The organism is Ruegeria sp. AD6 (assembly GCF_056542325.1).
The window spans coordinates 981235-1007975 of record NZ_JBQFZQ010000001.1 but is presented as its reverse complement, the minus strand read 5'-3'; the positions used below and the strand labels follow the sequence as shown (position 1 = coordinate 1007975).

22 protein-coding genes are annotated in these 26741 nt (G+C 60.8%); 11 read left to right on the top strand and 11 right to left on the bottom strand.

Features of this window, described 5'->3' with window-relative positions:
* The first annotated feature begins 47 nt into the window (after positions 1–47).
* The 4 genes from ACR0KJ_RS04840 to ACR0KJ_RS04825 are packed head-to-tail and all read left to right on the top strand — an operon-like array spanning position 48 to position 5535.
* A complete protein-coding gene (locus ACR0KJ_RS04840) occupies positions 48–2312 on the top strand; it encodes a sensor histidine kinase NtrY-like (RefSeq protein ID WP_480626072.1) in 2265 nt (754 codons plus the stop codon).
* Positions 2309–3718, top strand: a complete 1410-nt coding sequence (ntrX, locus tag ACR0KJ_RS04835) for a nitrogen assimilation response regulator NtrX (protein ID WP_170450251.1) — start codon at positions 2309–2311, stop codon at positions 3716–3718. Before ACR0KJ_RS04840 ends, ntrX begins: the two co-directional genes overlap by 4 nt.
* A 24-nt stretch (positions 3719–3742) precedes the next feature.
* Entirely contained in the window at positions 3743–4321 is a 579-nt protein-coding gene (locus ACR0KJ_RS04830; protein ID WP_170450253.1) for a helix-turn-helix domain-containing protein, read from the top strand.
* A 53-nt stretch (positions 4322–4374) separates the two neighbouring features.
* Positions 4375–5535 (top strand): MFS transporter, encoded by a 1161-nt coding sequence (locus ACR0KJ_RS04825; RefSeq protein ID WP_480626071.1) that lies wholly within the window; start codon positions 4375–4377, stop codon positions 5533–5535.
* On the opposite strand, the gene ACR0KJ_RS04820 is transcribed toward ACR0KJ_RS04825, so the two are convergent.
* Positions 5527–6006, bottom strand: a complete 480-nt coding sequence (locus tag ACR0KJ_RS04820; protein WP_480580946.1) for a hypothetical protein — start codon at positions 6004–6006, stop codon at positions 5527–5529. The two genes, ACR0KJ_RS04825 and ACR0KJ_RS04820, sit on opposite strands and share 9 nt — an antisense overlap.
* A gap of 96 nt (positions 6007–6102) precedes the next feature.
* Between ACR0KJ_RS04820 and trkA the strand changes: the two genes are divergently transcribed.
* The 4 genes from trkA to hflX all read left to right on the top strand — a co-directional run bounded on the left by trkA (position 6103) and on the right by hflX (position 10658).
* Entirely contained in the window at positions 6103–7479 is a 1377-nt protein-coding gene (trkA, locus tag ACR0KJ_RS04815) for a Trk system potassium transporter TrkA (RefSeq protein WP_170450259.1), read from the top strand.
* Positions 7479–9017 (top strand): TrkH family potassium uptake protein, encoded by a 1539-nt coding sequence (locus ACR0KJ_RS04810; RefSeq protein ID WP_170450261.1) that lies wholly within the window; start codon positions 7479–7481, stop codon positions 9015–9017. The genes trkA and ACR0KJ_RS04810 overlap by 1 nt, the downstream gene beginning before the upstream one ends.
* A 130-nt stretch (positions 9018–9147) precedes the next feature.
* Positions 9148–9387 carry an RNA chaperone Hfq gene (gene hfq, locus ACR0KJ_RS04805; protein ID WP_010440340.1) on the top strand — a complete coding sequence of 80 codons (240 nt, stop codon included), beginning with the start codon at positions 9148–9150 and terminating at the stop codon, positions 9385–9387.
* Positions 9387–10658: a GTPase HflX gene (gene hflX, locus ACR0KJ_RS04800; RefSeq protein WP_480626070.1), complete on the top strand. Its 1272-nt coding sequence runs from the start codon at positions 9387–9389 to the stop codon at positions 10656–10658. The genes hfq and hflX overlap by 1 nt, the downstream gene beginning before the upstream one ends.
* Positions 10659–10661: 3 nt before the next feature.
* Here the strand turns inward: hflX and ACR0KJ_RS04795 are convergent, their stop codons facing one another.
* The 4 genes from ACR0KJ_RS04795 to hemB all read right to left on the bottom strand — a co-directional run bounded on the left by ACR0KJ_RS04795 (position 10662) and on the right by hemB (position 15507).
* On the bottom strand, positions 10662–11057 hold the full coding sequence (locus ACR0KJ_RS04795) for a nuclear transport factor 2 family protein (RefSeq protein WP_170450264.1): 396 nt from the start codon (positions 11055–11057) through the stop codon (positions 10662–10664).
* Between the two features lie 107 nt (positions 11058–11164).
* Positions 11165–13627 carry a penicillin acylase family protein gene (locus ACR0KJ_RS04790; protein WP_480626069.1) on the bottom strand — a complete coding sequence of 821 codons (2463 nt, stop codon included), beginning with the start codon at positions 13625–13627 and terminating at the stop codon, positions 11165–11167.
* A 165-nt stretch (positions 13628–13792) separates the two neighbouring features.
* The gene (locus ACR0KJ_RS04785) at positions 13793–14365 is read right to left on the bottom strand and encodes a YSC84-related protein (protein WP_170450268.1); all 573 of its coding nucleotides are present in this window, start codon (positions 14363–14365) and stop codon (positions 13793–13795) included.
* A gap of 143 nt (positions 14366–14508) precedes the next feature.
* On the bottom strand, positions 14509–15507 hold the full coding sequence (gene hemB / locus ACR0KJ_RS04780; RefSeq protein WP_480626068.1) for a porphobilinogen synthase: 999 nt from the start codon (positions 15505–15507) through the stop codon (positions 14509–14511).
* A 119-nt stretch (positions 15508–15626) separates the two neighbouring features.
* On the opposite strand from hemB, the gene ACR0KJ_RS04775 reads away from it, so the two are divergent.
* Positions 15627–16151 (top strand): component of SufBCD complex, encoded by a 525-nt coding sequence (locus tag ACR0KJ_RS04775; protein ID WP_170453021.1) that lies wholly within the window; start codon positions 15627–15629, stop codon positions 16149–16151.
* A 21-nt stretch (positions 16152–16172) separates the two neighbouring features.
* Positions 16173–19628 carry a transcription-repair coupling factor gene (gene mfd / locus ACR0KJ_RS04770; protein WP_480626067.1) on the top strand — a complete coding sequence of 1152 codons (3456 nt, stop codon included), beginning with the start codon at positions 16173–16175 and terminating at the stop codon, positions 19626–19628.
* Here the strand turns inward: mfd and ACR0KJ_RS04765 are convergent.
* The 5 genes from ACR0KJ_RS04765 to ACR0KJ_RS04745 form a co-directional block, all read right to left on the bottom strand.
* Positions 19625–20302 carry an SH3 domain-containing protein gene (locus ACR0KJ_RS04765; protein ID WP_170450274.1) on the bottom strand — a complete coding sequence of 226 codons (678 nt, stop codon included), beginning with the start codon at positions 20300–20302 and terminating at the stop codon, positions 19625–19627. The genes mfd and ACR0KJ_RS04765 overlap by 4 nt on opposite strands.
* Positions 20299–21963 (bottom strand): hypothetical protein, encoded by a 1665-nt coding sequence (locus tag ACR0KJ_RS04760; RefSeq protein ID WP_480626066.1) that lies wholly within the window; start codon positions 21961–21963, stop codon positions 20299–20301. Before ACR0KJ_RS04760 ends, ACR0KJ_RS04765 begins: the two co-directional genes overlap by 4 nt.
* Before the next feature lie 61 nt (positions 21964–22024).
* Positions 22025–23233, bottom strand: coding sequence for a multidrug effflux MFS transporter (locus ACR0KJ_RS04755; protein WP_170450279.1), 1209 nt, complete (start codon positions 23231–23233; stop codon positions 22025–22027).
* A gap of 75 nt (positions 23234–23308) precedes the next feature.
* Positions 23309–23968, bottom strand: a complete 660-nt coding sequence (locus ACR0KJ_RS04750) for a DsbA family oxidoreductase (RefSeq protein WP_480626065.1) — start codon at positions 23966–23968, stop codon at positions 23309–23311.
* On the bottom strand, positions 23965–25482 hold the full coding sequence (locus ACR0KJ_RS04745) for a class I adenylate-forming enzyme family protein (RefSeq protein ID WP_480626064.1): 1518 nt from the start codon (positions 25480–25482) through the stop codon (positions 23965–23967). The genes ACR0KJ_RS04750 and ACR0KJ_RS04745 overlap by 4 nt, the downstream gene beginning before the upstream one ends.
* Positions 25483–25546: 64 nt before the next feature.
* On the opposite strand from ACR0KJ_RS04745, the gene ACR0KJ_RS04740 reads away from it, so the two are divergent.
* The gene (locus ACR0KJ_RS04740) at positions 25547–26170 is read left to right on the top strand and encodes an XRE family transcriptional regulator (protein WP_170450285.1); all 624 of its coding nucleotides are present in this window, start codon (positions 25547–25549) and stop codon (positions 26168–26170) included.
* Here the strand turns inward: ACR0KJ_RS04740 and ACR0KJ_RS04735 are convergent.
* Positions 26159–26398 (bottom strand): SPASM domain-containing protein, encoded by a 240-nt coding sequence (locus ACR0KJ_RS04735; RefSeq protein ID WP_170450287.1) that lies wholly within the window; start codon positions 26396–26398, stop codon positions 26159–26161. The two genes, ACR0KJ_RS04740 and ACR0KJ_RS04735, sit on opposite strands and share 12 nt — an antisense overlap.
* Between the last annotated feature and the right edge of the window lie 343 nt (positions 26399–26741).

Genomic DNA, 26741 nt, shown 5'->3' with positions numbered 1-26741 from the left:
ACACATCAGAATGAGGGCAGACGGTGGCAACCCGAGCACAGAGCGGGATGATCCCATCGATTAGTCGATGGCGAAAATCCCGAAAACTGCGCAATTTCGGCACCTTGGGGCTGGTTCTTCTAGGACCTGCCTTGGCGCTTGCAACCTATCTTGTCATTGGTCCGTTTGATCTGGGGGCGACCGCCCCGACATTGCGTCTGATTCTTCTTGCAGATCTGGTTTACGTGCTGGTTGTCGCGGCCCTTGTGCTGAGCCAGTTGGGCAGCCTGATCGCGGCGCGACGGGCGAAATCGGCAGGCTCTCGCCTGCATTTGCGTCTGATCGGGGCGTTTACGCTATTGGCGCTGGTGCCCACGGTGACAGTTGCGATCTTTGCCGGGCTGACGGTGAATATCGGCCTTGAGGGCTGGTTCTCGGACCGTGTGCGGCAGGTTGTCGGCTCATCCCTGACCGCAGCCGAAGCGTATGAGCTTGAACACCGCCAAGGGCTGACACAGGACGCGGCTGTTCTGGCGCTGTATCTCGACAATGCCCGATCACGCGATTTCTACATCTCGGACGCTGAACTGCGCGAGGTTCTGGCGCAAGGGCAATCTCAGATCCAGCGCGGCCTGCGCGAGGCCTATGTGATCGATGGCAGTGGTGAGATCCGCTCGCGCGGGGATCGGTCTTACCTGTTCAACTACGAAGCCCCGACGCCCGAGCAGATGATCGAGGCAACGGATAATGGCCTTTTGATCATCGCCGATTGGGAAAACAACGAATTCCGCGCGCTGGTGCCCTTGCAGGCCTATCTGGACCGGTATCTCTATGTCAGTCGCGAAGTGGACGGCCAGTTGCTGACCCTGCTGGACGACACCAAGGAAACGGCGCAGTTCTACCAACAGCTCGAAAGCGAACGGGGACGGGTGCTGTTCGAATTTGGCCTTTTGTATCTGGGCTTTGCGCTGATCCTGATCCTTGCAGCCATGTCCCTGGGCATGTGGTTTGCCGAGCGTCTCTCGCGCCCCGTGGGACGCCTGACAACCGCCGCGCAGCGCGTCGGCGCGGGCGACCTGAGCGTTCAGGTGATCGAAGAGGCCAGCGACGACGAAATCGCCATGCTGGGGCGGTATTTCAACCAGATGACCCGACAGTTGAAGGGCCAGCGCGACACGTTGCTGGAGAACACACGTCAGATCGAAAGCCGCCGCCGCCTGTTCGACTCGGTGCTAAGCTCGGTGACATCGGGCGTTGTCGGAGTGGACCCTGATGGGTGCGTGACCTTCGTTAACCGTTCAGCCGAACGGTTGCTGGATTGGTCGCGTGGCGAACAGCATCTGGCCATCGGTATTGCGGTGCCTGAGTTTTTGCCTCTGTTCGAGAGCTTGAAGGACAGCGGGCAAGAGGCTGTGCAGGGCGAAATCAAGGTGACCCGCAAGGGGCAGTTGGAGAACCTGCTGGTCCGGATGGCCACGCGGCGGGGTGAGGATGGCGGGCTTGAAGGCTATGTTGTGGCCTTTGATGACGTCACCGATCTGGTCAGCGCCCAGCGGATGGCGGCGTGGGGCGACGTGGCCCGGCGGATCGCGCACGAGATCAAGAACCCGCTGACCCCGATCCAGCTGAGCGCTGAGCGGATCAAACGCAAATTCTCGCGCAAGCTGGACGAAGAGGATTGCGATAGCCTCGAGTCGATGACCGACGTGATTGTGCGCCAGACCAATGACTTGCGGCGGATTGTGGACGAGTTTTCGAAATTCGCACGTATGCCCGAGCCGGAACGGCGTGAGGAAGACGTTGTCGCCTTGGTGCGCGAGGCTGTGTTGCTGCAGCAGGCCGGGCAGCCCAACGTGCAGATCGATGCGGATCTGCCTAATCAACCAATCGCGGCGGATCTGGATGCGACCATGCTCAATCAGGCGCTCACAAACCTGATCAAGAACGCAGGCGAAGCCATTGATACCTTGAAGGAAAAAGGTGCGTCTGCAAACCTGAAGCCACAGATCAAGGTGGCCGTTTCCGACGATGACGCGGGTACGATCATCACCATTGCGGACAACGGTATCGGTCTGCCCGAAGACCGGGCGCGGTTGTTTGAACCTTATGTGACCACACGCGACGAAGGGACCGGGCTGGGCCTGCCCATCGTCAAGAAAATTATCGAGGAACATGGCGGAGCGCTGACGCTTGAAGACGCGCCCGTATTCGACGGACAGGACCATTTTGGCGCGATGGCCGTGATCCGTTTGCCGGGGGCGAATCTGCCCACCAATTCAGCGCCACAGAAGCAGGCGATTAAAACCAACAAACTGAAAGCAGGCCAAAGATGAGCGACATTCTGATCGTAGATGACGAACGCGATATTCGCGAGCTGGTGTCCGACATTCTGGAGGACGAAGGCTATTCCACAAGGCTGGCGGCAAACTCGGACGAGTGCATGTCGTCGATCAATGCCGAACCGCCAGGGCTGTTGATCCTGGATATCTGGCTGAAAGACAGTCGGATGGACGGCATCGATATTCTGAAGGCGGTCAAACGCGACAACCCGGATGTGCCGGTGGTGATCATTTCGGGTCACGGCAATATCGAGATCGCGGTCGCCGCGATCAAGCAGGGCGCGTATGACTTTATCGAGAAGCCCTTTAACATCGACCAACTGATGGTGGTGATCCGCCGCGCGATGGAAACCTCGCGCCTGCGCCGCGAGAATGCCTCGCTGAAACGCAAAGAGGTCAGCAATTCGGACATGATCGGCAAATCGGCCTCGTTCCGGGCGATGCAGGGCCAATTGGACAAGGTCACCAAGTCGAACGGTCGCGTGATGCTGAGCGGTCCGGCCGGGTCGGGCAAGGAGATCGCCGCGCGCTATATCCACGCCCATTCCAACCGCGCCAACGCGCCGTTTGTGACCGTCAACTGCGCCGGGATCGAGCCGGAGCGGGTCGAAGAGGTTCTGTTTGGCCGCGAATCCTCGGAACGCGGGGTGGAATCGGGCTTGCTGGAAGAAGCCCATGGCGGTGTGATCTACTTTGATGAGGTCGCCGATATGCCGCTGGGCACGCAGTCGAAAATCCTGCGGGTGCTGGTCGATCAGCAATTCCAGCGGGTTGGCGGCAGCGACAAGGTGCGGGTCGATTTGCGCGTGATCTCGTCTACGAACAAGGACCTGGACGACGAGATCGCAGCCGAACGGTTCCGGGAGGAATTGTATCACCGCCTGAACGTGGTGCCGATTGCGGTGCCGTCGCTGGAAGACCGGCGCGAGGATATTCCGGTTCTGGCCCAGCACTTCATCGAAATGTGCAACGAAACCCAAGGTCTGCCGATCCGCGAATTGTCGGAAGAGGCCGTGGCGCTGCTGCAAACCATGACTTGGCCGGGCAATGTGCGCCAGTTGAAGAACCTGATCGAACGGGTGCTAATTTTGGGCGATGGCACCGGGCCGATTGAGGCTCGTGAATTGCCGAGCGACGAGGATAAGGCCGAAGAGTCGGGCCGTGTTGTCCTGTCCGGTGCGCTGGCGACCTTGCCTTTGCGTGAAGCGCGTGAAGCGTTCGAGCGTGAATATCTGCTGACCCAGATCAATCGCTTCGGCGGCAATATCAGCCGCACCGCCAGCTTTGTTGGGATGGAGCGCAGCGCGCTGCACCGCAAGCTGAAATCGCTGGGGGTTGTGACCTCGAACAAATCCGGTGCGCGCGTGGCGCAAATCGATGAGCCGGAACCGGCGGAGTGATGTACCGGAAAGGCTGTGCTGGCCATGAGCGTTCTGACATCAGGGAACAGGCTTGAAACACGCGGGTACCCCGGCTTTGGCAAACGCCTGAAACGGTTGCGCCGGTCGGTCGGGTACAAACAATCTCATCTGGCCGAGTTGCTGCAGGTGGATCAGGCGACCGTCTCAAGGTGGGAGCGGGGCGGGCAAACCCCGCCGCCGGACACTCAGCAGGCTGTGTTTGCCGCGCTAGGGCCTGCACGTGCGGATGACAGCGCCTTGCGGCGGCTGGTCATGACCTCGTCCGACTGTCTGCATCTGGTCGAAGAGGCCAGCCATAAATGCCTTGCCTATTCCGCCAGCCGGGCACGGGATTGGAAGACCAGCCAAAACGCTCTGCTGGGCGTATCACTCTGGCAATTCGCAACCGAGGAAATTCAGCAGGCCGAGGCCGAACTGGACGCCGACGGCTGGTGGGACATGCACACGCCTGCGCCAAAGGCGTTTCAGACGTCTGAGGCCGTCCATGACCGCATTCGCATCAGCGCCGGAGAGATCATCTGGGAACGTCTGTATCTGTCGGACGGAACACCGGTGCGCCTTGTCAGTGGATCCAGACATTAGGGCCGCATAATTTATGCGTTCCGTGGTCTGACTGGGCGCTGTAGAAGCGGCGTATGAGACAAGCATTTCAGGTCCTTCTGCTCTGGCTGGCCGGGCTGGGCGCGGCGACGCAGTTTGCCAAGATCGCGGTGCCTTTCCCCCAGCTTTTGCAGCTGTATCCCGATCACGCGGATACGTTGGGATGGCTGCTGTCGATCATCAGCCTGCTCGGTGCCGTGCTGGGGGCCGTGTCCGGGGCAATCGTGGGTCGGGTGGGGCCTTTGAAGCTGCTGACTTTCGGCCTGTGTCTTGGGGGTGCGATTTCAGTGTTTCAGGCAACATGGCCCGGGTTTTACGTCATGTTGGCCAGCCGGTTTGTCGAGGGTCTGTCGCATCTGGCAATCGTCGTCGCCGCCCCAACGCTGATCGCGCAGATCACCAGCGGCAAGGCGCGGAACATGGCCATGGTGCTGTGGAGCACTTTCTTTGGCGTAGCCTTTGCGCTGAATGCGTGGCTCGGGCTGCCTTTGATCGAACGGTTTGGGCTGACTGCGTTCTTCCTGCTGCACGGTTTTCTGATGATCGGGGTCGCGGCGTTGATCCTGATAACTCGGTTGCCCGTGCAACCCGCCTCGCCAACAGTGCCGTGGCGGTGGAGCGAGGTGCTGCATGTCCATCTGCGCACCTACCGGTCGCCTTTCGTGTCCGCGCCAGCCGTTGGGTGGTTGTTTTACACGCTGACCTTTGTGTCCTTGCTTGCCATCCTGCCGGGCCGTCTGCCCGAAGAGACAAGCGGTCAGATTGCCGGGCTGATGCCGCTGGCGGGGATCGTGCTCAGCTGGGTGGCCGTGCCATTTCTGCTGAACGTGATGCCGTGTGTTGCCGTGATTAATCTGGGGTTTGGGCTGGGTATACTGTCCATTGCTGGCGGTTTCCTCGGCCTGCCGCTGGAAATTGTCTGCGTCCTGCTGTTTGCGGTTCTGGGCCTTGTGCAAGGGGGCAGTTTTGCCGCCGTGCCGATCCTGAACCAAACCGCCGAGACACAGGCGCTCAGCTACGGGGCCATGGCGCAGATGGGCAACGCGGGCAACCTGCTGGGCACGCCGGTTTTGCTGGCTGTTCTGTGGCGGGTTGATGAGGCCGGAATGCTGATCACCGTGATTGGTATCTACGCATTAGCCATTTTTGCGCATCTGGCCTTGTCCCGCCGACGCGCGGCGCAAGGCTCAACCTGATTGACCGGGCGAGATGATCTGGAATGACCCGTCATCGAATTTGACAAAACAGGATTGCGTCGTCAGCGGGGGCAGGGTGGTTGTGCGGGCAAGCGGCACGCTGGATTTCACGCCCGATTTGCAGGGCGGCAGGCTGACCGGGCGATAGCCCTTTTGCGCCATGCACTGCGCCTCGACCTTGTTGCGCAGGGGTTTGTTGACGTCCACCGTGTAGACATTTCCCGGCTCCCACCATCCGGGTGAGCGATAGCACCTACCGCGCCCGTCGCAATAGGTCCGACCGGGCCAATAGACCGGCGGGCTTTGCCGGATCTGGTTGGCAACCGGCGCATCCTTGAGGGCCTGAACCTGACACTGGGTCGTTTCCGTCTGCATGCGCGAGACGCTCTCACCCTCGCGATAATACAAAGACAGGGGGCCACAGGCGCTGAGCGCCATCAGGGGAACCAGCAGGGCAACAAGTGTTTTCATGTGCTTATCTTGCCCCAGACCAACAGTTAAGACAATTCAATTGACCCCTATCGGGCCATCTGTCATTCAAAGATTTCAGGCAGAAGGGCCAGGAACATGAAGGTCATCATTTGCGGTGCGGGTCAGGTTGGTTGGCAGATTGCACGGCACCTTTCGGGCGAGCTTAACGACGTCACCGTGGTGGACAACAACCCTGACCTTGTGCGCCGCGCGACCGAAACGCTGGACGTGCAGGGCATCGCAGGCTTTGCCAGCTATCCGGATGTTCTGGATCGGGCCGGGGCGCGGGACGCGGATATGATCATCGCCGCGACCCACTCGGACGAGGTGAATATGGTCACCTGTCAGATGGCGCATTCGGTGTTCTCGATCCAGCGTAAGATCGCGCGTTTGCGGTCGAAATCCTATTTGCAGGCGATCCATTCCGACCTGTTCCGCCGCGATCACCTGCCTATTGACGTGGTCATCAGCCCTGAACGTGAGGTTGCCGCCGCCGCCATGCGCCGATTGTCGGCCCCGTCCGCCTTTGACACCGAATTGTTCATGGATGGTAAGGCGCAGCTTCTGGGCATTCGGGTGGATGAGGATTGCCCCATCGTGAACACCCCGCTGCGCCAGTTGACCGACCTGTTTTCGACCCTCAGCTCGATTGTTGTCGGGGTCCGGCGCGAGGGCACCTTGTTTGCTCCTGAATCCGAGGACCAACTGTTTGTGGGCGACGAATGCTATGTCTTCACAAGCGTAAATGACGTCGACCGCACGATGGAGGTGTTCGGCAAGTCGCAAAAACGACAGGACCGTGTGGTGCTTGTGGGCGGCGGCAATGTTGGCCTTGAAGTTGCCCGCACTCTGGAAGAACGCGAGGGCCGAGTCAGGGCGAAGATTATCGAGCGGGATCGCCAATGCGCCGAAAAAGCCGCCGAAGCGCTAGAGCGGACGATTGTATTGCATGGCGACGGCTTGGATTCCGCGTTGCTGAGTGAGGCAGGCATTGACCGCGCCGATGCGATGCTGGCGGTTACGGATGATGATCGTACCAACATGCTGGCCGCCGTGCGGGCCAAGGCCGAAGGCTGCGCGTTAGCGATTGCCTTGATCAACGACCCCAGCATGGTCGCTCTGATGGGCCCGCTGGGCATTGACGCCTATATCAACCCGCGCGCCACGACGGTCAGTTCGATCCTGCGTCATATCCGCCATGGACGCGTGCGGCAGGTCTATTCGATTGGCGATGCCGAGGCCGAGGTGATTGAGGCCGAGGTTCTGTCAACCTCGCCCATGGCCGGTCAAAGACTGCGTGATATCGACTTTCCCGAAGGTGTTTTGGTGGGGGCCGTCCGCAAAGGGGATGATGTATTGCGCCCCACGGGCAGCCTGCGGATCGACGAAAAGGACGTTGTTGCGATCTTTGCCATGGCCAAGGACGTGCCCGAGGTTGAGCGGCTGATGCAGGTCTCGATCGATTTCTTCTGATGGCACGCGTGAAACCACAACAGGTTGGGCTATTGCGGCGGTTGCCGCTGTTTTTGCTGATCTGGGGATGCGTTTCGATCTCGATGTGGGTGCCGGCGGTCTTTGCGCTGGTGCTGGATGACCACGATACCTCGCGCGCCTTTCTGTATTCGGGTCTTTTGGGGCTGTTTCTGGTGGCGACCATTTCCCTTGCATCCTCAAACCGGGTGCCGCGGCGGGGCACTTTGGGACAGCTGGCGGTGCTGTTGGGGTGTTTCACGGTCCTGCCGCTCTTTCTGGCCATCCCGTTTCACGAGGCGCTTGGCAACACCACGTTTCTGAACGCCTATTTCGACATGGTCAGCGCCCTGACCACAACAGGTGCGGATCTGTTTCCCAACCCTGATCGACTGAGCGCGCCGCTGCATTTGTGGCGGGCGATGGTGGGCTGGATGGGCGGTCTGCTGATGTGGATTTCAGCGGCGGCGATCCTGGCCCCCCTGTCGCTGGGCGGGTTCGAAGTGACCGCGAAGGGCCAGCCGGGGCGCCCCGTCTCGGGCGTGGCACAAAGTGAGACGGTTGACCCACGCGGCCGCCTGATCCGGGTGACACGCACGCTGACCCCGGTCTATGCCGGTTTGACGGCCGTGATCTGTATCCTGCTGTTGATCGCCGGAGAGCAGGGCCTGACCGCCATCTGTCACGCGATGTCGGTCATGGCGACCTCGGGCATTTCGCCGGTCGGCGGGCTTGAGGGCGCACAGGCCGGGATCACCGGTGAGGCAATTCTGCTTCTGTTCCTGTTCTTTGCCTTGTCCCGCCTGACATTCTCGGCGGACACGGCGACAAGCGGCTTTTCGCGGCTGGACAAAGACCCCGAGTTTCGGATCGGCCTGCTGATCGTGCTCGCGGTTGCCGCTCTGCTGTTTTTCCGCGTTTGGGCCGGGGTTAACGAAATTGGCGGGCAGCTTCAGCCCTTGCAGGCGCTGCATGTCATCTGGGGCATGCTGTTCACTGGCCTGTCCTTTCTGACAACCGCCGGGTTTGAAAGCGCCAACTGGAACGACGCGCAACAGCTTTCGGGGCTGGGAACACCCGGTCTGATTCTGATGGGCCTTGCGCTGGTCGGCGGCGGCGTCGCCACCACGGCAGGCGGCGTGAAACTGTTGCGGGTCTTTGCGCTGTACCTGAATGGCGCGCGCGAAATTGACCGGCTGATCCATCCCTCCTCGGTCAGCGGGGCCGATGGCGGTAATCGACGCATCCAAAGCGACGGCGCGTTTATCGCCTGGATCTTCCTGATGCTGTTTGCCCTGACGCTTGCGGTGTTCAACCTGCTGCTGGCCATGATGGGGTCGGGGTTCGAACAGGCGATGGTCCTTAGCGTTGCCGCGCTCAGCACGACCGGCCCGCTGATCGAGTTGGCCACGGATGTCCCGATCCGGCTGATCGACCTGTCGGGTGGGGCCAAACTGACGCTGTGCGCCGCGATGGTGATCGGGCGGCTTGAGACGCTGGCAATCATCGCCCTGATCACCCCATCGCTGTGGCGGGATTAGGCCAATGTTGAGTCTTGGCATTACTGCCTGATTTTTCATCTGGAATATCTGGGCGCAGCACTTCATACTCTGCCAGAGGGAGCGCGTTGGTCCGCAGCGCGTAGCAAGAACAACGGCGAGATAACAAAATATGGCTTCGGACAGACAGAATCTTCAGGACGCGTTCCTGAACAATGTACGGAAAGCAAAAGTCCCGGTCACGATTTTCCTGATCAATGGTGTAAAATTGCAGGGTGTGATCACCTGGTTCGACAATTTCTGCGTGCTACTGCGCCGCGACGGACAGTCGCAACTGGTCTACAAACACGCGATTTCGACGATCATGCCATCGCAGCCGATCAGCCTGTATGAGGGCGAAGACGCCTCTTGATGGAACATGAACGGAGGCGCACCCGGGCCTGGGTGCTGCATCCTGAAATCAAGTCAGATGAACAGCGCCGTGTCCCCGAACCGGCGCTGGAAGAAGCGGTGGCACTGGCTGCCGCATTGCCCGATCTGGATGTGATCGGGTCCGAGATCGTGCGCCTGCAACGCGCCCAGCCCGGATTGCTGTTCGGCAGCGGCAAGATCGAGGAGCTGGCCGAACGGCTGCATGACGCCGAGGTCGAGCTGGTGCTGATCGACGGTCCGGTGACCCCGGTCCAGCAGCGCAACCTGGAAAAGGCGTGGAAGGTCAAAATCCTCGACCGGACCGGATTGATTCTGGAGATTTTCAGCGACCGTGCTCGCACCCGAGAAGGTGTGTTGCAGGTCGAAATGGCAGCGCTCAGCTATCAGCGGACGCGGCTGGTGCGGGCCTGGACCCACCTGGAACGTCAGCGCGGCGGATTGGGCTTTGTCGGTGGTCCGGGTGAAACGCAGATCGAGGCCGACCGACGCGCGATTGATGAACAACTGGTCCGTCTGCGGCGTCAGTTGCAGAAGGTGGTCAAGACGCGCACGCTGCACCGTGCGGCGCGGGCCAAGGTGCCGTATCCGATTGTGGCGCTTGTGGGTTACACCAACGCAGGCAAATCCACGCTGTTCAACCGCTTGACCGGGGCCGAAGTCATGGCCAAGGACATGCTGTTTGCCACGCTGGACCCAACCATGCGCCGCGTTGTTCTGCCTGATGGCCCCGAGGTGATCCTGTCGGACACGGTGGGCTTTATCTCGAACCTGCCCACCGAACTGGTCGCTGCCTTCCGCGCCACGCTGGAAGAGGTGCTGGGCGCCGATCTGATCGTGCATGTGCGCGACATCAGCCATGAGGAATCGCAGGCGCAGGCCGAGGATGTGCAGGCCATTCTGACCTCATTGGGGGTCGATGATGAACGCCCGATGTTGGAGGTCTGGAACAAAACCGACCTGCTGGACCTTGATGAACGCGAGGCGACACTGGCCCGCGCGGATCGGGATCCTGCGATCTTTGCGATCTCGGCCGTGACGGGGGATGGGATTGACCCGCTGCTGGCGGAAATCGCCACGAAACTGCAGGGCGTCCGCCATCAGGTCACTCTGTCCCTTAGGTTTTCCGAGGGCAACAAACGCGCCTGGCTGTTCCGGCAGGATGTGGTCCGATCCGAAGAACAGACCGAGGATGGTTTCGCAATCACCGTACTTTGGACCGACAAACAGGCGGCTCAGTTCGCCGGGCTGTAAGGCTCAGTCGCGACCGACCTGCCTTTGATACTCGGCCAGGTCAAACCACCAGGATGAGGATCGCACCTTGTGGTTGGTGTCTAACTCCCATTCCTCCCACCCGCGGGTCACGACCGGGTTGCCGGTTTGCGCGTGGTTGCCCTCCAGCGTCCAGACGAACAGGGCGTGGGTTCCGGCCCATCGCAGCATATCGCAGCGCAGGTCCAGATCGGGGAGTTCCGCGTACAGATCGCGCGCCATCGCGGCTATTGCCTCGCGGCCTTCCAGCGGCGTGCCGCCGTTGATGGTCATCTGACAGTCCGGCGCAAAATAGCTGGCGACAGCATCGGCATCACCGGAACTCCAGGCAATGGCGTAGTCGCGCGCAAGATTGTTCAGGACGTCCCGAATACTGGCCATGATCGCCCCCTTGGTCCCACATAGTCGGTAGGGGGATGGTAGGCGAAACCGGGCAGGGGTGCCACGGTGCCTTGCATTATAGGGCGGGGACTCGCCGACCGGGCGGATTATCGCGGAATCAGAGTGGTCACACCGACGGCGGCGGCCCGCGCCAGATCGATGTCGAGTGACATGGGGATATATTCTCCGCGCCGCCACAGTTGGGCCTGATCGTCATAGTAGCGCGACAGGAAATGCCCTGACTGACCGGTGGCCGTGATAAAGACCGAGCTGTCGGGGTCAGCGAAATCATAAACGCCGCGATAACCCGCGCCGTGGACATTCTGGAACGGATCCGGCCCTTCGCCCGAGGTGCGCCCGCGCAGCAGCGTGTTGTCACCGCCGCTGGTCGATTGCCGGATGTTCACGAAATAGCGCAGGACCGGGACCTGTCCCAGAACCGGATGATCATGCGTGGCCTGATGCGCGTCGCCCCAACGCAGCGATTCCAGGGCCGAGCCGTAATTCTCGGAGATCCAGATCAGCGCGTCATCCAGCGCCAGCCGGGCCATGTCGGTGCAGGTTTCCACCGGCGCGCTTTGGCGGACGTCGCACCAGACCGAGGCACCATCGATGTCGCGATAAACCCGTTCGATGAACAAGGGTTCCACATGCTTGAACTCGCTGGCCAGCGGGCCAAGTTCATCCGCGATCAGGCGGATCTGCAACGCGCGCAGCCAGGCGGCGTAGATCAGGGGTTCGGGCAGATGCTCGTTCATCTCGCCGTTCCATTCTGCCAGCAGAGACAAGGCGATCTCGCGTTGGCGCTCGGGTGTGCCTTCGGGGGCTGACGCGCCGGTAAACCACAGATCAGCCCCGATCAGCGGCAGCAGCGACCGGGCGGTGAAGCTGACAGTGTCAAGCTGCGCCTCGATAAAGCTGTCGCGGGTGTGGACCTCTCGCGATTGCATCAGGCGTTCCCAGCGATGAACGCGCTGGGTGTCGCCCCATTCGTACGAGACATGGTTGGGAAAGGGGCGGTCGATGATCTTGTTGTTGGTGTTGCCTAGCAGGCCGCCTATGGGGGCCACGAATTCGGGGTTGTTGGCATAAGGCAGGCGGCCCTGCCAGCGGTTGGCGTCAATCCAGCCGGGAGTCGGGATACGGCCCTTGCTCTGGTTTCGCAGGTTGCGTTGCGGCATGGCGCCGATCAGTTTCATGCCGATCGTGTCCCCATCGACCAGTGAAAGGTTTTGCGACGGAGCGATAAATTTCTCTCCAACCTCAAGAGCTTCCCGCACGGTGTTCACGTTCATCAAACCCATCGACGCGCTCATCGACGTGTCGTTCGGGCTGAGCGCGGTCCAGGACAGGGAAACCACATGACCGGGTGGCGTGATCGTTTCCAGATCGTAATGGCTGCCGGGCAGAACCGGACCATTCTCGGTCCAGCGCAGGGTCAGGGTAATGGGGGCTTCATCCTTGATCTCGATGATCGAGGGGCGGGTGCGGAATTCCTTGTAGCCGTCTGGGGTCAGGTATTCTTCGGGATTGTCGGGGTTCAACTGCTCGATATGCAGGTCCTGGTCGTCCAGATACGAGGATGTCAGGCCCCAGCCCAACCGGTCGCTGCGTCCGCTCATGACGGCAGGAATGCCGGGTATTGTCGCGCCGATCACGCCGCCATTGGCCAGCCCGAGATGCGCCAGATACCACACACCGGGCGCAGTGAAGCCCAGATGCGGGTCATTGGCCAATAGCGTTCCACCACTGGCAGATCGGGTGGGTGCTGCGGCCCACGCGTTCGACGCGCCCGCAAGCCCGCGTTTGGGGAACGGCGACAGGGGCGTGTCCGGCATGTCTGTTCCGGCTGCATAGCGGGGCAGGCCGGGGAACAGCGCGGCATATTCCGGCAGGGCGGCGATGCCGGGGCCGGGGACGTCTGGCAGAATGTCCGAAAGGCGCGCGGGGTCGTTCAGCATCAGGGACGTGCGCGCGCGCAGAACCTCATCCTGCAAATGGCCCGACAATTGCAGCCCCATCAGCTTGATCACCGCAAGGCTGTCCCCCGGTTGCCAGGGCGACACGGGGGCGTTGAACAGAAACATTTCGGGCGCGCCACGGCCCAAAGCCTCTTCGTTGATCTGTGTCAGGCGGGCGTTGACGCCAGCGGCATAAGCCCGCAGCGCGGCTTTTGTGTAATCGTCCTGCGCGTCAACCGACCGATGGGCCAGACCATAGAGGTCGAGCCGGCGCAACAGCTTATCGATGGGCACCGTCCGAGCGCCAAAAACCTCGGACAGACGACCCTGCGCAGTGCGGCGCATGACGGTCATCTGCCACAGGCGATCCTGTGCATGGGCATAGCCCAGACCGTAGAACACATCCGGGTCGGTTTCGCCAATGATATGCGGGACGTTTGCGGTGTCGCGAATGATTTCAACCGGGGCGGTTAAGCCTTTAACCTCAAGGGTTTGATCGTATTCGGGCAGGGACTGGCTGGCCAGAAAATAGACCAGCCCGATTGCGGCAAGCACCAACAGGATCAGACCCGAGGCGATACGCACCAGCCAGCGAAAAACAAGACCCATAAATGCCCCTCAATCCCGTTCGATTATCGTTTGCGCAAAGACTAATGGATGGGGCCAGCAACCGAAAGAGGAACGCGGCAGGAACCTGCCCTGATGTACCGAAAATAAGTGCCCCGCCGCACCGGAATGCGACGGGGCTTGCCAGAGGGGTGTGGTGTTCGAAACTTACGGAATGATCCGGGTGTATTTGGTGCCTTCAACCGTTGCACCGATCTGCAGGCCCGCTTGTCCGAAGACAGCGGCCAGAACCGGTGTGCGCAGCGTGGTTGTGTCGGTCGACAATGAATCGCCTTGATCGCTGACCACGTAGCCAATGTCAGCCCCGGCGGTCCAACCGCTGGAGCGGCGGAAATCGTTCAGCGCGTCCTCGGTCATGAAGAACAAGACGTGTGCGTATTGCTGTGCGCCGATCTGAAGGCCCGCGCTGCCTTTGACGGCCGAGTAATAATCGACCGTCGCACCGTTGATCTGCAACGCGCCGCGTCCGTAGCCGCCACCAAAAACAAACCCGGCTTCCGTGATCAGGGGCATCACCAGCAAGCCATTGGCTTTGTTGGCAATTTCAACCGTGTTTGGATAGCGGCTGTACATCTCGGTCAGCGTTGCGGCGACGCGTGCATCAATCGTGGCTGCGTTCGAATTGCCAACGCCGTTGCCGCAGGCTGCGGTCAAGGTCAGCCCAGCCATGCCAAAAGCAAAGCCGCGACGGCTCAGTCGGGGGGATTGGGAACTGCTCATATGTCCTGTCTCTTGTAAATGTGCCTGATATGTCGGGTGATCCCGATCTTATGTGCAAGAATACGCCGATTGCCCGTATATGTCACGGGAAAGCTTTGCGCGCCTGCGTATCAATAGGCGAAATATCGCGACAATCCGGGGTTTTAGCCCTGCAGCATCTCTGCAACCTTGGGGGCGAAATAGGTCAGGATACCGTCGCACCCGGCGCGTTTGAAGGCCAGCAAGCTTTCCACCATGACCTTGTCGCCATCGATCCAGCCGTTCTGCGCCGCCGCCTGGATCATCGCGTATTCACCCGAGACCTGATAGGCATAGGTCGGCGCGCCGAACGTGTCTTTCACCCGGCGGCAGATGTCCAGATAGGGCATACCGGGTTTGATCATCACCATATCTGCGCCCTCGGTCAGGTCGCGTTCGATCAGGCGCAGGGCTTCGTTCGAGTTCGCGGGATCCATCTGATAGGTTTTCTTGTCACCGGTCAGCGCGCCCGATGCGCCAACCGCATCGCGGAACGGACCATAAAAGGCGCTGGCGTATTTGGCGGCGTAGCTGAGGATCATCACGTTATGGTGCCCTGCACCTTCCAGCGCCGAACGCATCGCCCCGATGCGGCCATCCATCATATCCGACGGGCCAATGATGTCCGCGCCGGCCTCGGCCTGAGCAAGGGTCATCTTGACCAAGGCTTCAACGGTCCGGTCATTCACGATCTCGCCATCGACCACATAGCCGTCATGGCCGTTGATATTGTAAGGGTCCAGCGCCACGTCGGTCATGATCGCGATCTCTGGCGCAGCCGCCTTGATCGCGCGGATTGCACGATTCGACAGGTTGTTGGGGTTCCAGGCTTCGGCACAGTCTTCGGTCTTCAGTGCCGGATCGGTGTAAGGAAAGATGCAAATCGCCGGGATTCCAAGGGCCTGAGCCTCGACCGCTGCCTTGGCAATCAGATCGACCGAGCGGCGCATGACGCCGGGCATCGAAGGCACCGGTTCTTCCACACCTTCGCCGTCGCGCACGAAAACCGGCCAGATCAGATCGTCCGTGGTCAGCGTATTCTCACGCACCAGCCCCCGAATTGCCTCGGACTGCCGGGCCCGGCGAAAACGGGTCATGGGGTAGGGGGCGATGGTCGGTTTCATGGCGCGTGCTCCTTGAACATTGCCGCATTGGGTGGCATGAATTCGCCTAAGGCTCAAGGGTACCAATGGACGCGCCGCTGCGATAGAACCCCCTGAGGATTTTGAATAAAGGGCTGGGTTTGGACTGGTACACCTCGATCTTCGAACTCATCGACATGCGCAGCTTTTCGAATCTGTGGTTCTGGATCGTTCTGGCGGTGATGTGGTCCTCGGCCAGCCATTGGGTGATGGGGGTGCCTTACGACCTGGTCGTGCGGGCGCGCCGGATCGGCGGCCAGGTCGAGCTTGATCTGCTGGACATCGTTCGGATCAATTCCAACCGTTTGCTGTATCTGGTGGAAGTGTCGGGCGCCGTCCTTCTGGCGCTGGCCTGTTTTGTATTCACCGGATTGGCAACGCTTGGGTTTTACTATGGCGTCGAGTTTGCGCAGGCCCTGTTTTTGCTGATGTTCCCGATGACCATCGTCACGGTTCTGAACGTCGTCTACGCCCGTCGCTTGCGGCAACATGAACTGACGCTGGAAAGGGTGGCAAAAGCCTTGTCTCGGTGTCGGCTTTACACCCAGATCATCGGCATGATCTCGATACTGGTCACTTCCCTCTGGGGCATGTATCAGAACCTCTCGATTGGCGTTCTGGGATAACGAAATCTGAAAGGCAAGGCGATGAAGGCTCCGAACCACGTGACAGTCGGCGGCGCCCCGGAAGGGTTTGACGCGCAGCTTGTCCTGAACGAGATCGCGCGTTCGGGTGGGCCGGTCTGCCACGTCGCGCGGGATGATAAGCGGATGGAGGCGATGCGAGCCGCATTGGCCTTCTTTGCCCCTGACATGCCGGTCTTTGTGTTTCCCGGCTGGGATTGCCTTCCTTACGACCGGGTGTCGCCCAATGCCGATATCGCCGCGGCGCGAGTGGCGACATTGGCGGCTTTGGTGCACCAGATGCCCGAGCGGTTCGTGCTGCTGACCACGCTAAACGCCGCGACCCAGCGGGTGCCGGCGCGCGATGTGCTGCGCGAAGCTGCATTCACCGCCCGTGTGAACCATCGCGTGGATGAGGACGCGCTGCGCAAGTTTCTGGTGCGCATGGGGTTCACCCAAAGCCCCACGGTGATGGAACCGGGCGACTACGCGATCCGGGGTGGCATCATCGACATTTTCCCGCCGGGTGAATCCGGGCCTGTCCGGCTGGACCTGTTCGGCGATGTGCTGGACGGCGCGCGCCGGTTTGATCCAGTGTCCCAACGCACGACTGAGAAGCTGGAGGTGGTTGAACTCGCACCGGTTTCCGAGGTCATTCTGGACGAGGCTGCAATCACGAGGTTCCGCCAGAACTATCGCATCGAATTTGGCGCTGCCGGAACTGATGATCCGCTGTATGAAGCAGTTAGCGCAGGCCGAAAACACCAAGGCGTCGAACACTGGCTGCCGTTCTTCCACGAAAAGCTAGAAACGCTGTTCGATTATCTTCCGGATGCGACAATCACGGTTGATGATCAGGTGACACCGGCACGGCTGGCACGTTGGGATACGATTGCCGATCAGTATGAAACCCGTCGTCTGGCGCTGGAAAACCGCTCGCGCATGGATACGGTCTACAAACCGACGCCGCCCGGATTGCTGTATATGGATGACGCGGCTTGGGAACAGGCCGTGGGCGACCGGCGGGTGATGCAGTTCAGCCCCTTGCCGCAGGCCAGCGGTCCCGGCGTGATCGATGCAGGCGGGCGGATCGGGCGTAATTTTGCGCCCGAGCGGCAGCAGGAAAGCATCAGCCTGTTTGGCGCGCTGGCGGGTCACATCGCCGACAAGCTGTCCAAAGGCCCGGTCCTGATCGCCTCGTATTCCGAGGGCGCGCGCGAACGTCTGACCGGGTTGATCGAGGATGAGGGGCTGGCCGAAGCCATCCCCGTCACCGACGGCACCCGTGTCGGAAAACGGGGGTTACATCTGGCGATCTGGGCGTTGGAACACGGGTTCGAAACCCCCGATCTGACGGTGATCGCCGAGCAGGACGTGCTGGGCGACCGCCTGATCCGCCAGCCCAAGAAACGCCGCAAGGCCGAGAATTTCCTGACCGAGACCCAATCGCTGTCCCCCGGTGATCTGGTGGTTCATGTCGATCACGGTATTGGCCGTTACATGGGCATGGAGGTGGTCACCGCCGCAGGGGCCGCCCATGAATGCCTGCTGCTGGAATATGCCGAACAGTCCAAGCTGTACCTGCCGGTCGAAAACATCGAACTTCTGTCAAAATACGGCCACGATGAAGGGCTGCTGGACCGTCTGGGCGGCGGCGCTTGGCAGGCCAAGAAGGCCAAGCTGAAAGAGCGCATCCGCGAGATGGCGGACAAGCTGATCCGCATCGCGGCTGAACGCGCCTTGCGCAAGGCTCCGGTCATGGACCCGCCCCCTCACGCGTGGGAGGAGTTCAGCGCGCGATTCCCCTATCAGGAAACCGACGACCAGCTGCGCGCGATTTCCGAGGTGATGGAGGACATGCATTCCGGTGCGCCGATGGATCGCCTGATCTGTGGCGATGTGGGTTTCGGCAAGACCGAGGTCGCCATGCGCGCGGCATTTGTCGCCGCCATGTCGGGCGTGCAGGTGGCGGTGGTTGCGCCGACCACCTTGCTGGCCCGTCAGCACGCGGCGTCGTTCAAGGAGCGGTTCCGGGGCTTCCCGCTGGAAGTGCGGCAATTGTCGCGCTTTGTCTCGGCCAAAGAGGCGCAACAGACCCGCGACGGGTTGGCGCGCGGCACGGTTGATATCGTGATCGGCACCCATGCCTTGCTGGCCAAAGGGGTGCGGTTCCAGAATCTCGGCCTGCTGATCATCGACGAAGAACAGCATTTCGGTGTCGGCCACAAAGAACGCCTGAAGCAACTGCGCTCGGACATTCACGTGTTGACGCTGACCGCCACTCCGATCCCCCGGACATTGCAATTGAGCCTGACCGGCGTGCGCGATCTGTCGATCATCGGCACTCCGCCCATCGACCGTCTGGCCATCCGCACCTATGTCAGCGAATTCGACGCAGTCACCATTCGCGAGGCGCTGCTGCGCGAACACTATCGCGGCGGGCAGAGCTTTTACGTCGTTCCCCGCATCTCGGATCTGCCCGAGATCGAAGAATTCCTCAAAGACCAGCTGCCCGAACTGTCTTATGTCGTCGCGCATGGCCAGATGGCGGCGGGTGAGCTCGACGACCGGATGAACGCGTTTTATGACGGCAAATACGACGTGCTGCTGGCGACGACGATTGTCGAAAGCGGGTTGGATATTCCGACTGCGAACACAATGGTTGTGCACCGGGCGGATATGTTCGGTCTGGCGCAGCTCTATCAGATCCGGGGGCGGGTCGGGCGCTCAAAAACCCGCGCCTATGCTTACCTGACCACCAAGCCGCGCCAGAAACTGACCGCGACGGCCGAAAAACGGCTGCGGGTTTTGGGCTCGCTGGACACGCTGGGGGCAGGGTTCACGCTGGCCAGCCAAGACCTCGACATTCGCGGCGCGGGCAACCTGCTGGGCGAGGAACAATCCGGTCAGATGCGCGACGTGGGCTATGAACTCTACCAATCGATGTTGGAAGAGGCGATTGCCAAGATCAAGGCCGGTGAGATGGAGGGGCTGTCGGATGCCGACGACCAGTGGGCCCCGCAGATCAATCTGGGCGTCCCGGTTCTGATCCCCGAGGAGTACGTGCCCGATCTGGACGTGCGTCTTGGCCTCTATCGACGTCTGTCGTCGCTCTCGACCAAGGTCGAGTTGGAAGGCTTTGCCGCGGAACTGATCGACCGCTTCGGTGCTTTGCCGAAAGAGGTGAACACCCTGATGCTGGTGGTGCGCATCAAGGCGATGTGCAAACGGGCGGGGATTGCCAAGCTGGATGGCGGGCCGAAGGGTGCTACGATCCAGTTCCACAATGACAAGTTTGCCTCGCCTCAGGGGCTGGTGGAGTTCATCCAGAACCAGCGCGGCCTTGCCAAGGTCAAGGACAACAAGATCGTCGTGCGCCGCGACTGGAAGAAGGACAGCGACAAGATCAAGGGCGCTTTTGCCATTGCCCGCGATCTGGCGGAAAAGGTTGTGGCCGAGAAGAAAAAGGCGAAAGCCTAATCCCCGGTCACAAAGGTACAAAGCTGCCAGTCGCCCGCGTCGGATTTCACCAGTGCGGCGCGGTAGCCCACCATGGACCACAGGAAATCGCTGTGCATATAGCCGAGTGTGCCATCAGTCAGGCGGACCAGTTGGTATTCGGCGCCGTCCTGATATTCGGGCACCAGAACGACCTCGTGGCTGATGAAGTCCAAAATACCGCCACTGCGCGCTGCGGACCGGCGCAGGGTGACCCGGTCTCCGGTCACGAAATAGGCCAGAAACGGATCCAGCGCGGCGGGCAGAGAGATCTGCCATTGATGCGGCATCCAGAATTCGCCCTGATCATCGAAATAGCCAGGCTGGGACAAAGTGTCTTCCAACGCAGTCCAATAGGCTTCGCGCAGCGCGTCGGCCTGGTGGCGTGTATCCTCGGCCAGCGTTTCGGGCGGTACGGTCAGGCTTTGCCGAAACGCTTCGGGGCCGCTTTCGGTGCCGTGACTGATATAGATATCGGGGCAGGCGGCGGCGATCACGGCCTCGGTATCGCGAGCGGCGACTTTGGCCAGCAGGTTGTCGCGAAACGCCACCAGAGACGGGTCACTGCCCGCCTGATCCACGGGGGTGAAACTTTGGCGATCCGCCCAGACCGGCCCACAGATCAGCGCGGCCAGCGCAAGTTTCAGTGATTTCATTCGGCAGCTCTCATCGCGGCTTGGGCGCAGAAACAGGATGCGCCGACTGCACCGTCGGCTCGTGCCAGCGCAAGGTCAAGCCGTTGTTTGATCTGTTTGATTTCAACCGTCTCGCTGCGCGCTTTCAGGCAATCATGAAGGCCCTTCAGGCTCCAGACATTGTCCGGATGGATCGAGGCGCGGCTGAGGTTTCCGCCCAATCCCAGATCCTTGCGATAGACCGCTTCGGCCTCGGCCACATGGCCTTGTTCGAACAGCAGGGCCCCAAGTGCGTGGCGCGTGGGTTGCATCCAGCCCCACGGCTCATCATAGGGCAAGGTGTCGTCCAACTCGACCGAGCGGCGCAGGTGCGCAAAGGCGATCTCGAAATTGCCTTTGCGGTATTCAATCTCGCCGCGCAGCATCTCGGTTGCGACCTCCAGCAGATCGATAACGCGGTTGTTGTGCAGCCGCCGCGCCTCGGGCACGCAGGCTTTGGCGCTGAGGAACAGCTGTTCCTCGGCTTCGGCCTGCGCCACATCGCCGGTTGCGGCATGGGCGATGGCGCGGGCGTAATGGGTGGTTGCCGTCAGCGTGCGGAACAGGTCGGGGTCTTCGGGCAACTCCAGTGCCTTGGCCTCTTCCCAGCGGCCAAAGCGGATTAGGATATGAGGGCCCATCGACATATAGCTTTCGAAGAAATCCGCCATGGGCGGGCTTTCAACGCGCAGCATTTCTTCGGGCGTGGTGTCCCAAAGCCCCTGATTGGCGCGCAGTGCGGGCTCCATCTGGCCCAGAAACAGCGCGCCATAGATGGTGAAGTGATAGTTGTGCTGGCGATAGCCGGTATAGATGTTGAACGCGCCTTCACGTTCGTAATACTTCAGATCGGCGACCGAGGCCTTTTCGTTCCAGTGCACCACATTCTGATAGTGCCCGCAAAGCACATCGATATGGGTCGGCATATGCACAAGATGCCCGGCATCGGGGACCAAAGTACGCAGCACGTCGCCTGCTTTCAGCGCTTTTTCCGGGGTCGGCGACATTTCCATCAGATGAACATACAGATGCAGCAGGCCGGGATGAGACATGGCGGCGGGGTCATTGTCCATCGCCCATTCCAGTGCCTCTTGCGCTTCAAGTGTGGCGGCCCCTTCGGCGGGTTTGCCGGTGCTCAGGTCCCACATTTTCCAAGGGGTCAGGTTCAGCAGGGATTCGACATAGATGGTGCGCAGGTCCAGATGTCCGGGCTGGGCAGCGAAGGCTGCGCGCATGGCGTCGGCAAAGTCGAAATCCCATCGATGCATATCCTCGACCGGATCCCGTTGCGGGTAACGCGCAGGCAGGGCGTTGATCAGCGCCTTTTCGACATCGGTACATGTGTCCGTCAGCGCCAGCGCCTTCTGCGCGGCGTCATAGGCTATGCCAAGGGCCTTTTGCCGCCCCCGGTCATCCTGCAATTCCCATGGCAGGTTGTAGTTCGGACCGGCGGCATAAGCGACGCCCCAATGGGCCATGGCGCAGGCCGGGTCATGCTCAACCGCTTTCTGGAAACAGACCACAGCCTCACCGTGGTTATAGCCATAGGTCCAAGCCAGACCCCGGTCGAACCAAAGCTGGGCCTCGGCCGATGATGTGGTGACGGGGCAGGAATAGGTGCCCAAATCGTAATCATAGCTCATCAAATAACCTCCCCCGGAATGTTCAAGGCAGGTTAGCGCGTTTCACGGGATCTGCACAGGGTCAGGCGGGCAGGCGGTTTTCGATCCGGCCCATGTGAACCATCAGACCAAAGGCGACGATGCACATGGTCAGGATGCCCGTTGACAAAGGCGTGATCGAGCCATCGAACAGCAGCCCCACAGGCGCTGCGATGCCAGCGGCCAGCACCGTGGCAACCGATCCGATGACTGATGCGGCCATGCCTGCAATATGTCCCATCGGCTCCATCGCGATGGCGTTCAGGTTGCCCAGCGTGACGCCCGCCATGAAGAAAATCGTGGTTTGCCACACCACAAACAGCGCGAATGAGGCGTTGGGCGACATTGGCAGAGCGTTCAGCGTAATCACCACGGCGGTGATCAGAATCTGGCCCCCCAGCGCCCATGTGACCATGCGGCGCATCCCAACCCGCACCACGAGGGCCGCGTTCAGCAGACTGGCCGAGCCCGAGATCAGGGCCACAAACCCAAACCAGAACGGAAAGCTGTCCGCCCGGTCATGCACCACGTCATAGACGGGCTGCACCATGGTCAGCATGGTGAACAGGATACCCATGCATAAGGTCTGAACCATGATCGACAGGCGCACCGTGGGATGGGCAAACATCTCTTTCGTGGCGGCAACCATCAGTGGCAGCCGGAAGGGGCGGCGGTTTTCCACTGGCAGAGACTCGGGCAGGCGGGTGCCCATCCATGTGACTGTAATCAGGGCAAACAGGATGAACGAGACAAAGATGCCGCGCCATCCGAACAGGGCGATCACGCCTGCGCCCATCATTGGCGCGGCTGCGGGCACCAGCGTAAAGATCATCATCGCAATCGAGATGATCCGCGCCATGATGCGCCCCGAATATAGATCTCGGATAATCGCCATCGCCACAACACGCGGACCCGCCGCGCCAAGGCCCTGAACCACGCGGGCCGCCAGAACCAGTTCCAGCGAGGAACTGGCCCAGGCCACGACCGAAGCCACGATATACAGCACAACGCCGCCGTAGATGACCGGCTTACGCCCAAAGGCATCCGACAAAGGGCCGGTGAAGAACGTCCCAATCCCCATGCCCAGCACAAAGGATGTCAGGATCAGTTGCGCGCGGTTGACGTCATCAGGGCTGAGCTGCGCGCCGATCTCGGGCAGGGCGGGCAGCATCGAGTCGATTGAAAAGGCTATGGTCGAGAACATCATTGCAATCAGCGCAATGAACTCCCCCCGGGACATGCGATTGGCCATGGGCACTCCTTACCTGTTCGCGCTATCACGGCAGATCAGGTTGCGCCAGACCGGAATTTTGCACAGACCTATGTGCTATTCTGCAGAGGAAGCCTCAAGTTGAGACATGATCTCAGAAATCACTTTTTCCCACATTTCAGGGGGTTGCGCGCCGGGAACGGCGTGTTGATTGGCAACGATATAGGTGGGCACCGAGTTTACACCCATTTCGCGCGAATGGGTGTCGCGCTTGCGAATATCCTCGCGATCGGCGTCTGATTTGAGAAGTTTCATGACCACGGCGGCGTCCATACCCGCGCTGTCAGCGATGTCGGACAGAACCTCGGGGTCGCCAATGTCGCGCGCCTGAACGAAATAGGCGTCAAACAACGCATCGACGACGGCGTTCTGTTTGCCCTCGATCCCCGCCCAATGGATCAGGCGGTGCGCGTCCAGAGTGTTTGGGGTGCGCTTCATCCCTTCGAAATCAATCGTCAGACCGGCGTTTTCGGCATGTTCGACCACAGGTGCATAGGCCCGCACCGCGCCTTCTTTACCGCCGAACTTACGCTCAAGGTATTCGCGCCGATCCATGCCTTCATCCGGCATCTCGGGGTTCAGTTGGAACGGATGCCATTCGATGACAAAGGGATGATCCGGGACCTTGGCCAGCGCCTTGTCCAGATGGGTCTTGCCGATATAGCACCAGGGGCAGATCGGGTCGGACAGGATATCAAGCTTGACGGTCTGGGTCATTCGGAGGTCGCCTTGAAATAGGCCGGCAATGCGCGGCGCAGGAGTTTGCCGTTGCCGCCGGTCGGCAACTCGGGAAGGTGAACAAAGGCGCGCGGTTGTTTGTAGCGCGCCAGATTGGCTTGGACATAGGCGCGCAGGGCCGCGTCGTCCAGTCTTTGGGGGCCAGTGTAGAAGGCGGCGATCACAAAAGTGTCTGGTTTGACCTCAACCGCAGCCGCGCCGACCTGGGTGATACCGGGATAGTGGGACAGCGCCGATTCAACCTCGACCGGCGAGACGCGATAGCCGCCTGCGTTCATCATGTCGTCGTCGCGGCCCAGATAGGTGATCTGCCCATCCACGGCCATTGCCCCCTGATCGCCGGTCAAGAACCACTCACCCTGCATCCGGTCCGCGACTTCGTCCGGGGCGTTCAGATAGGTCAACATCAGGCCGGGGTCCGAGCGATGGATGGCGATAGTGCCGTCCTGTCCCTGAGGGACTGGCCCGTCCGGTCCAAGGATCGCCACGCGGCGACCCGGCTGAGGTTGCCCCAGCGCCTCGCCGCGTGCCGGATGCGCCGGGCTGGACGAGATGAAGGTCGAGCATTCTGACATGCCATAGGCTTCATACAGCTCGGTCCCGGTGGTCGTTTGCCACTGCGCGTGCAAGGACCGCGACAGCTTTTCGCCCGCACACAGGGCGTGTCGCAGGTTAGGCAAATCGATCTTGTCGGCTGCTTGCAGCATCTTGCGAACCACACCCGGAGCGGCCGCAAAAATCGTCGCGCGGCTGTGGCGCAGAAGCTGGGGCAGTGCTGAGATGTCGGTGCCCGGCTCGGGGATCAGGGCGGTCGCGCCAATTGTCCAAGGGTCCATCAGGCCGGTGCCCAGCGTGTAGGTCCAGTTGAACGCCCCGGCATGGCACAGGCGGTCGTCCTGAGTCAGCCCGTACCAGCCGTCCACCATCATCTGCCGCGCCCAGATCGCCCGATGCGCATGGGCAACAGCGCGCGGCTTGCCCGAGGTGCCCGAGGTGTAGACCACATAGGCCAGTCGCTGGGGATCGCCCAGGTCGAACGTGGCGGGGGGCAGGTCGCGCATGGCGGTCAGCGCAGGCAGGTCGATCTGATGCGGATGCGGGACGCAGGCCACGGACGGGTCTCGCAGGATGGCGGCGGGGCTCAGATCGGCGATCATGCGGGCCGTTTCCGGTTCGGTCAGTTGCGACGATGTTGGGACCGGTACGATCCCAACGGCAATCGCCCCAAGATAGGCGATAGGGAAATCCACCGTATTTCCCAAACGCATCAGTGCAATGTCACCGGGTTTCAACCCGGCCTGCAACAACCCGGTGCCCGTTCCCAGAATGGCGCGTTTCAGTCGGCTGTAGCTCCATTCATCCGTTCCGTTCTGGCCGAGGACGGACAGGGCGGTTTTGTCCGGCAACTGATCCGCCTTACGCAAAACATGTGCGGCCAGATTGAACGGTTCAGGGCAGGGGGCGGGCGGCCCCTGATCAAAGATCGACAACATGCTGTCTGGCTAGCGCGGCGCTTGTCGCGTTGCAAGCACGGCTGGCTGGTTCTATAGAAAGGCCATGAGCGACCAAGATCCCAAATCCCTAATCCGCATCGCCCGCGAGTCTGGCGTCGAGACTGAACTCGAGCCGCTGGATCTTGGCGCGCGGGTGCGCGAGCTGCGCAAGGCGCGCAACTGGACGCTGGAACAGGCGGCAACACAGGCGGGGCTGGCGCGCTCAACACTTAGCAAAATTGAAAACGGGCAGATGTCGCCCACCTATGACGCGTTGAAGAAACTGGCCACCGGGTTGGAAATTTCGGTTCCGCAGCTTTTCACCCCGCCGCAGCGGGATCAGGTGATCGGGCGGATGGCCGTCACGCGTATGGGCGACGGAACCGCGCATGCCACAGTGACATACGAGCACGAATTGCTGGCCGAGACACTGACCAAGAAGCAGATGCTGCCCTACCGCGCGCGCGTGCGGGCACGATCAATGGATGAGTTCGACGGCTGGGTGCGCCATGACGGGGAAGAGTTTCTATACGTGCTGACCGGCGTTGTTCGCCTGTATACCGAGTTCTACGAACCCGTCGAAATGCGCCGCGGCGACAGCGCTTATTACGATGGCAGTATGGGGCATAACGTGGTGTCTGTCAGCGACGAAGACGCAACGATCCTGTGGGTGACGTCACTTAACTAGATGAGCGTGGGACAGTTCGTGGTTCAGGCGTTCCGTGAACAGAAAATCCTCGACCTCTTCCCTGGCTTCGTTCACAGTCAGATGATGACGCTCGGCCAGGTAGGCCTCGAACTGTTCACGGTTGTTCCACACGCGATCCATGTCCTGATCCCTCAGGTTTGGAAATCGTCGTTTGGCACGGGCATAGGTCGCGCCCAGGTCCTGCGTCAGATCTGTCCAGTTCAACATGTGCGAGCTTCCCTTGGTTTGCTTAGGACTGCTCTCCCCCACAGACAGCGTACGTATGTGTTGGCGTGACCTCGGACATGACAAAATGTCGCAGTCTGATTTGGGGCAGTACCGAACAAAAATGCCCGCTGCGGACATCCCGCAACGGGCGATCGGACCTGCAGTTCAGTGTGAGTGGCGGCTGGTCCGTTTGTTCTGTGTCAGGACCTGAGCGACACGCGATAGGTGTCCGTAAAATAACAATTAAATCGCAGTGTGGATCTGATCTGACTAACCACAAGGTATATCGGTAAATTGCGCATAGTAAAGCGTTTTGAGGCGTCAATTTGATCTTTCGCTAAGA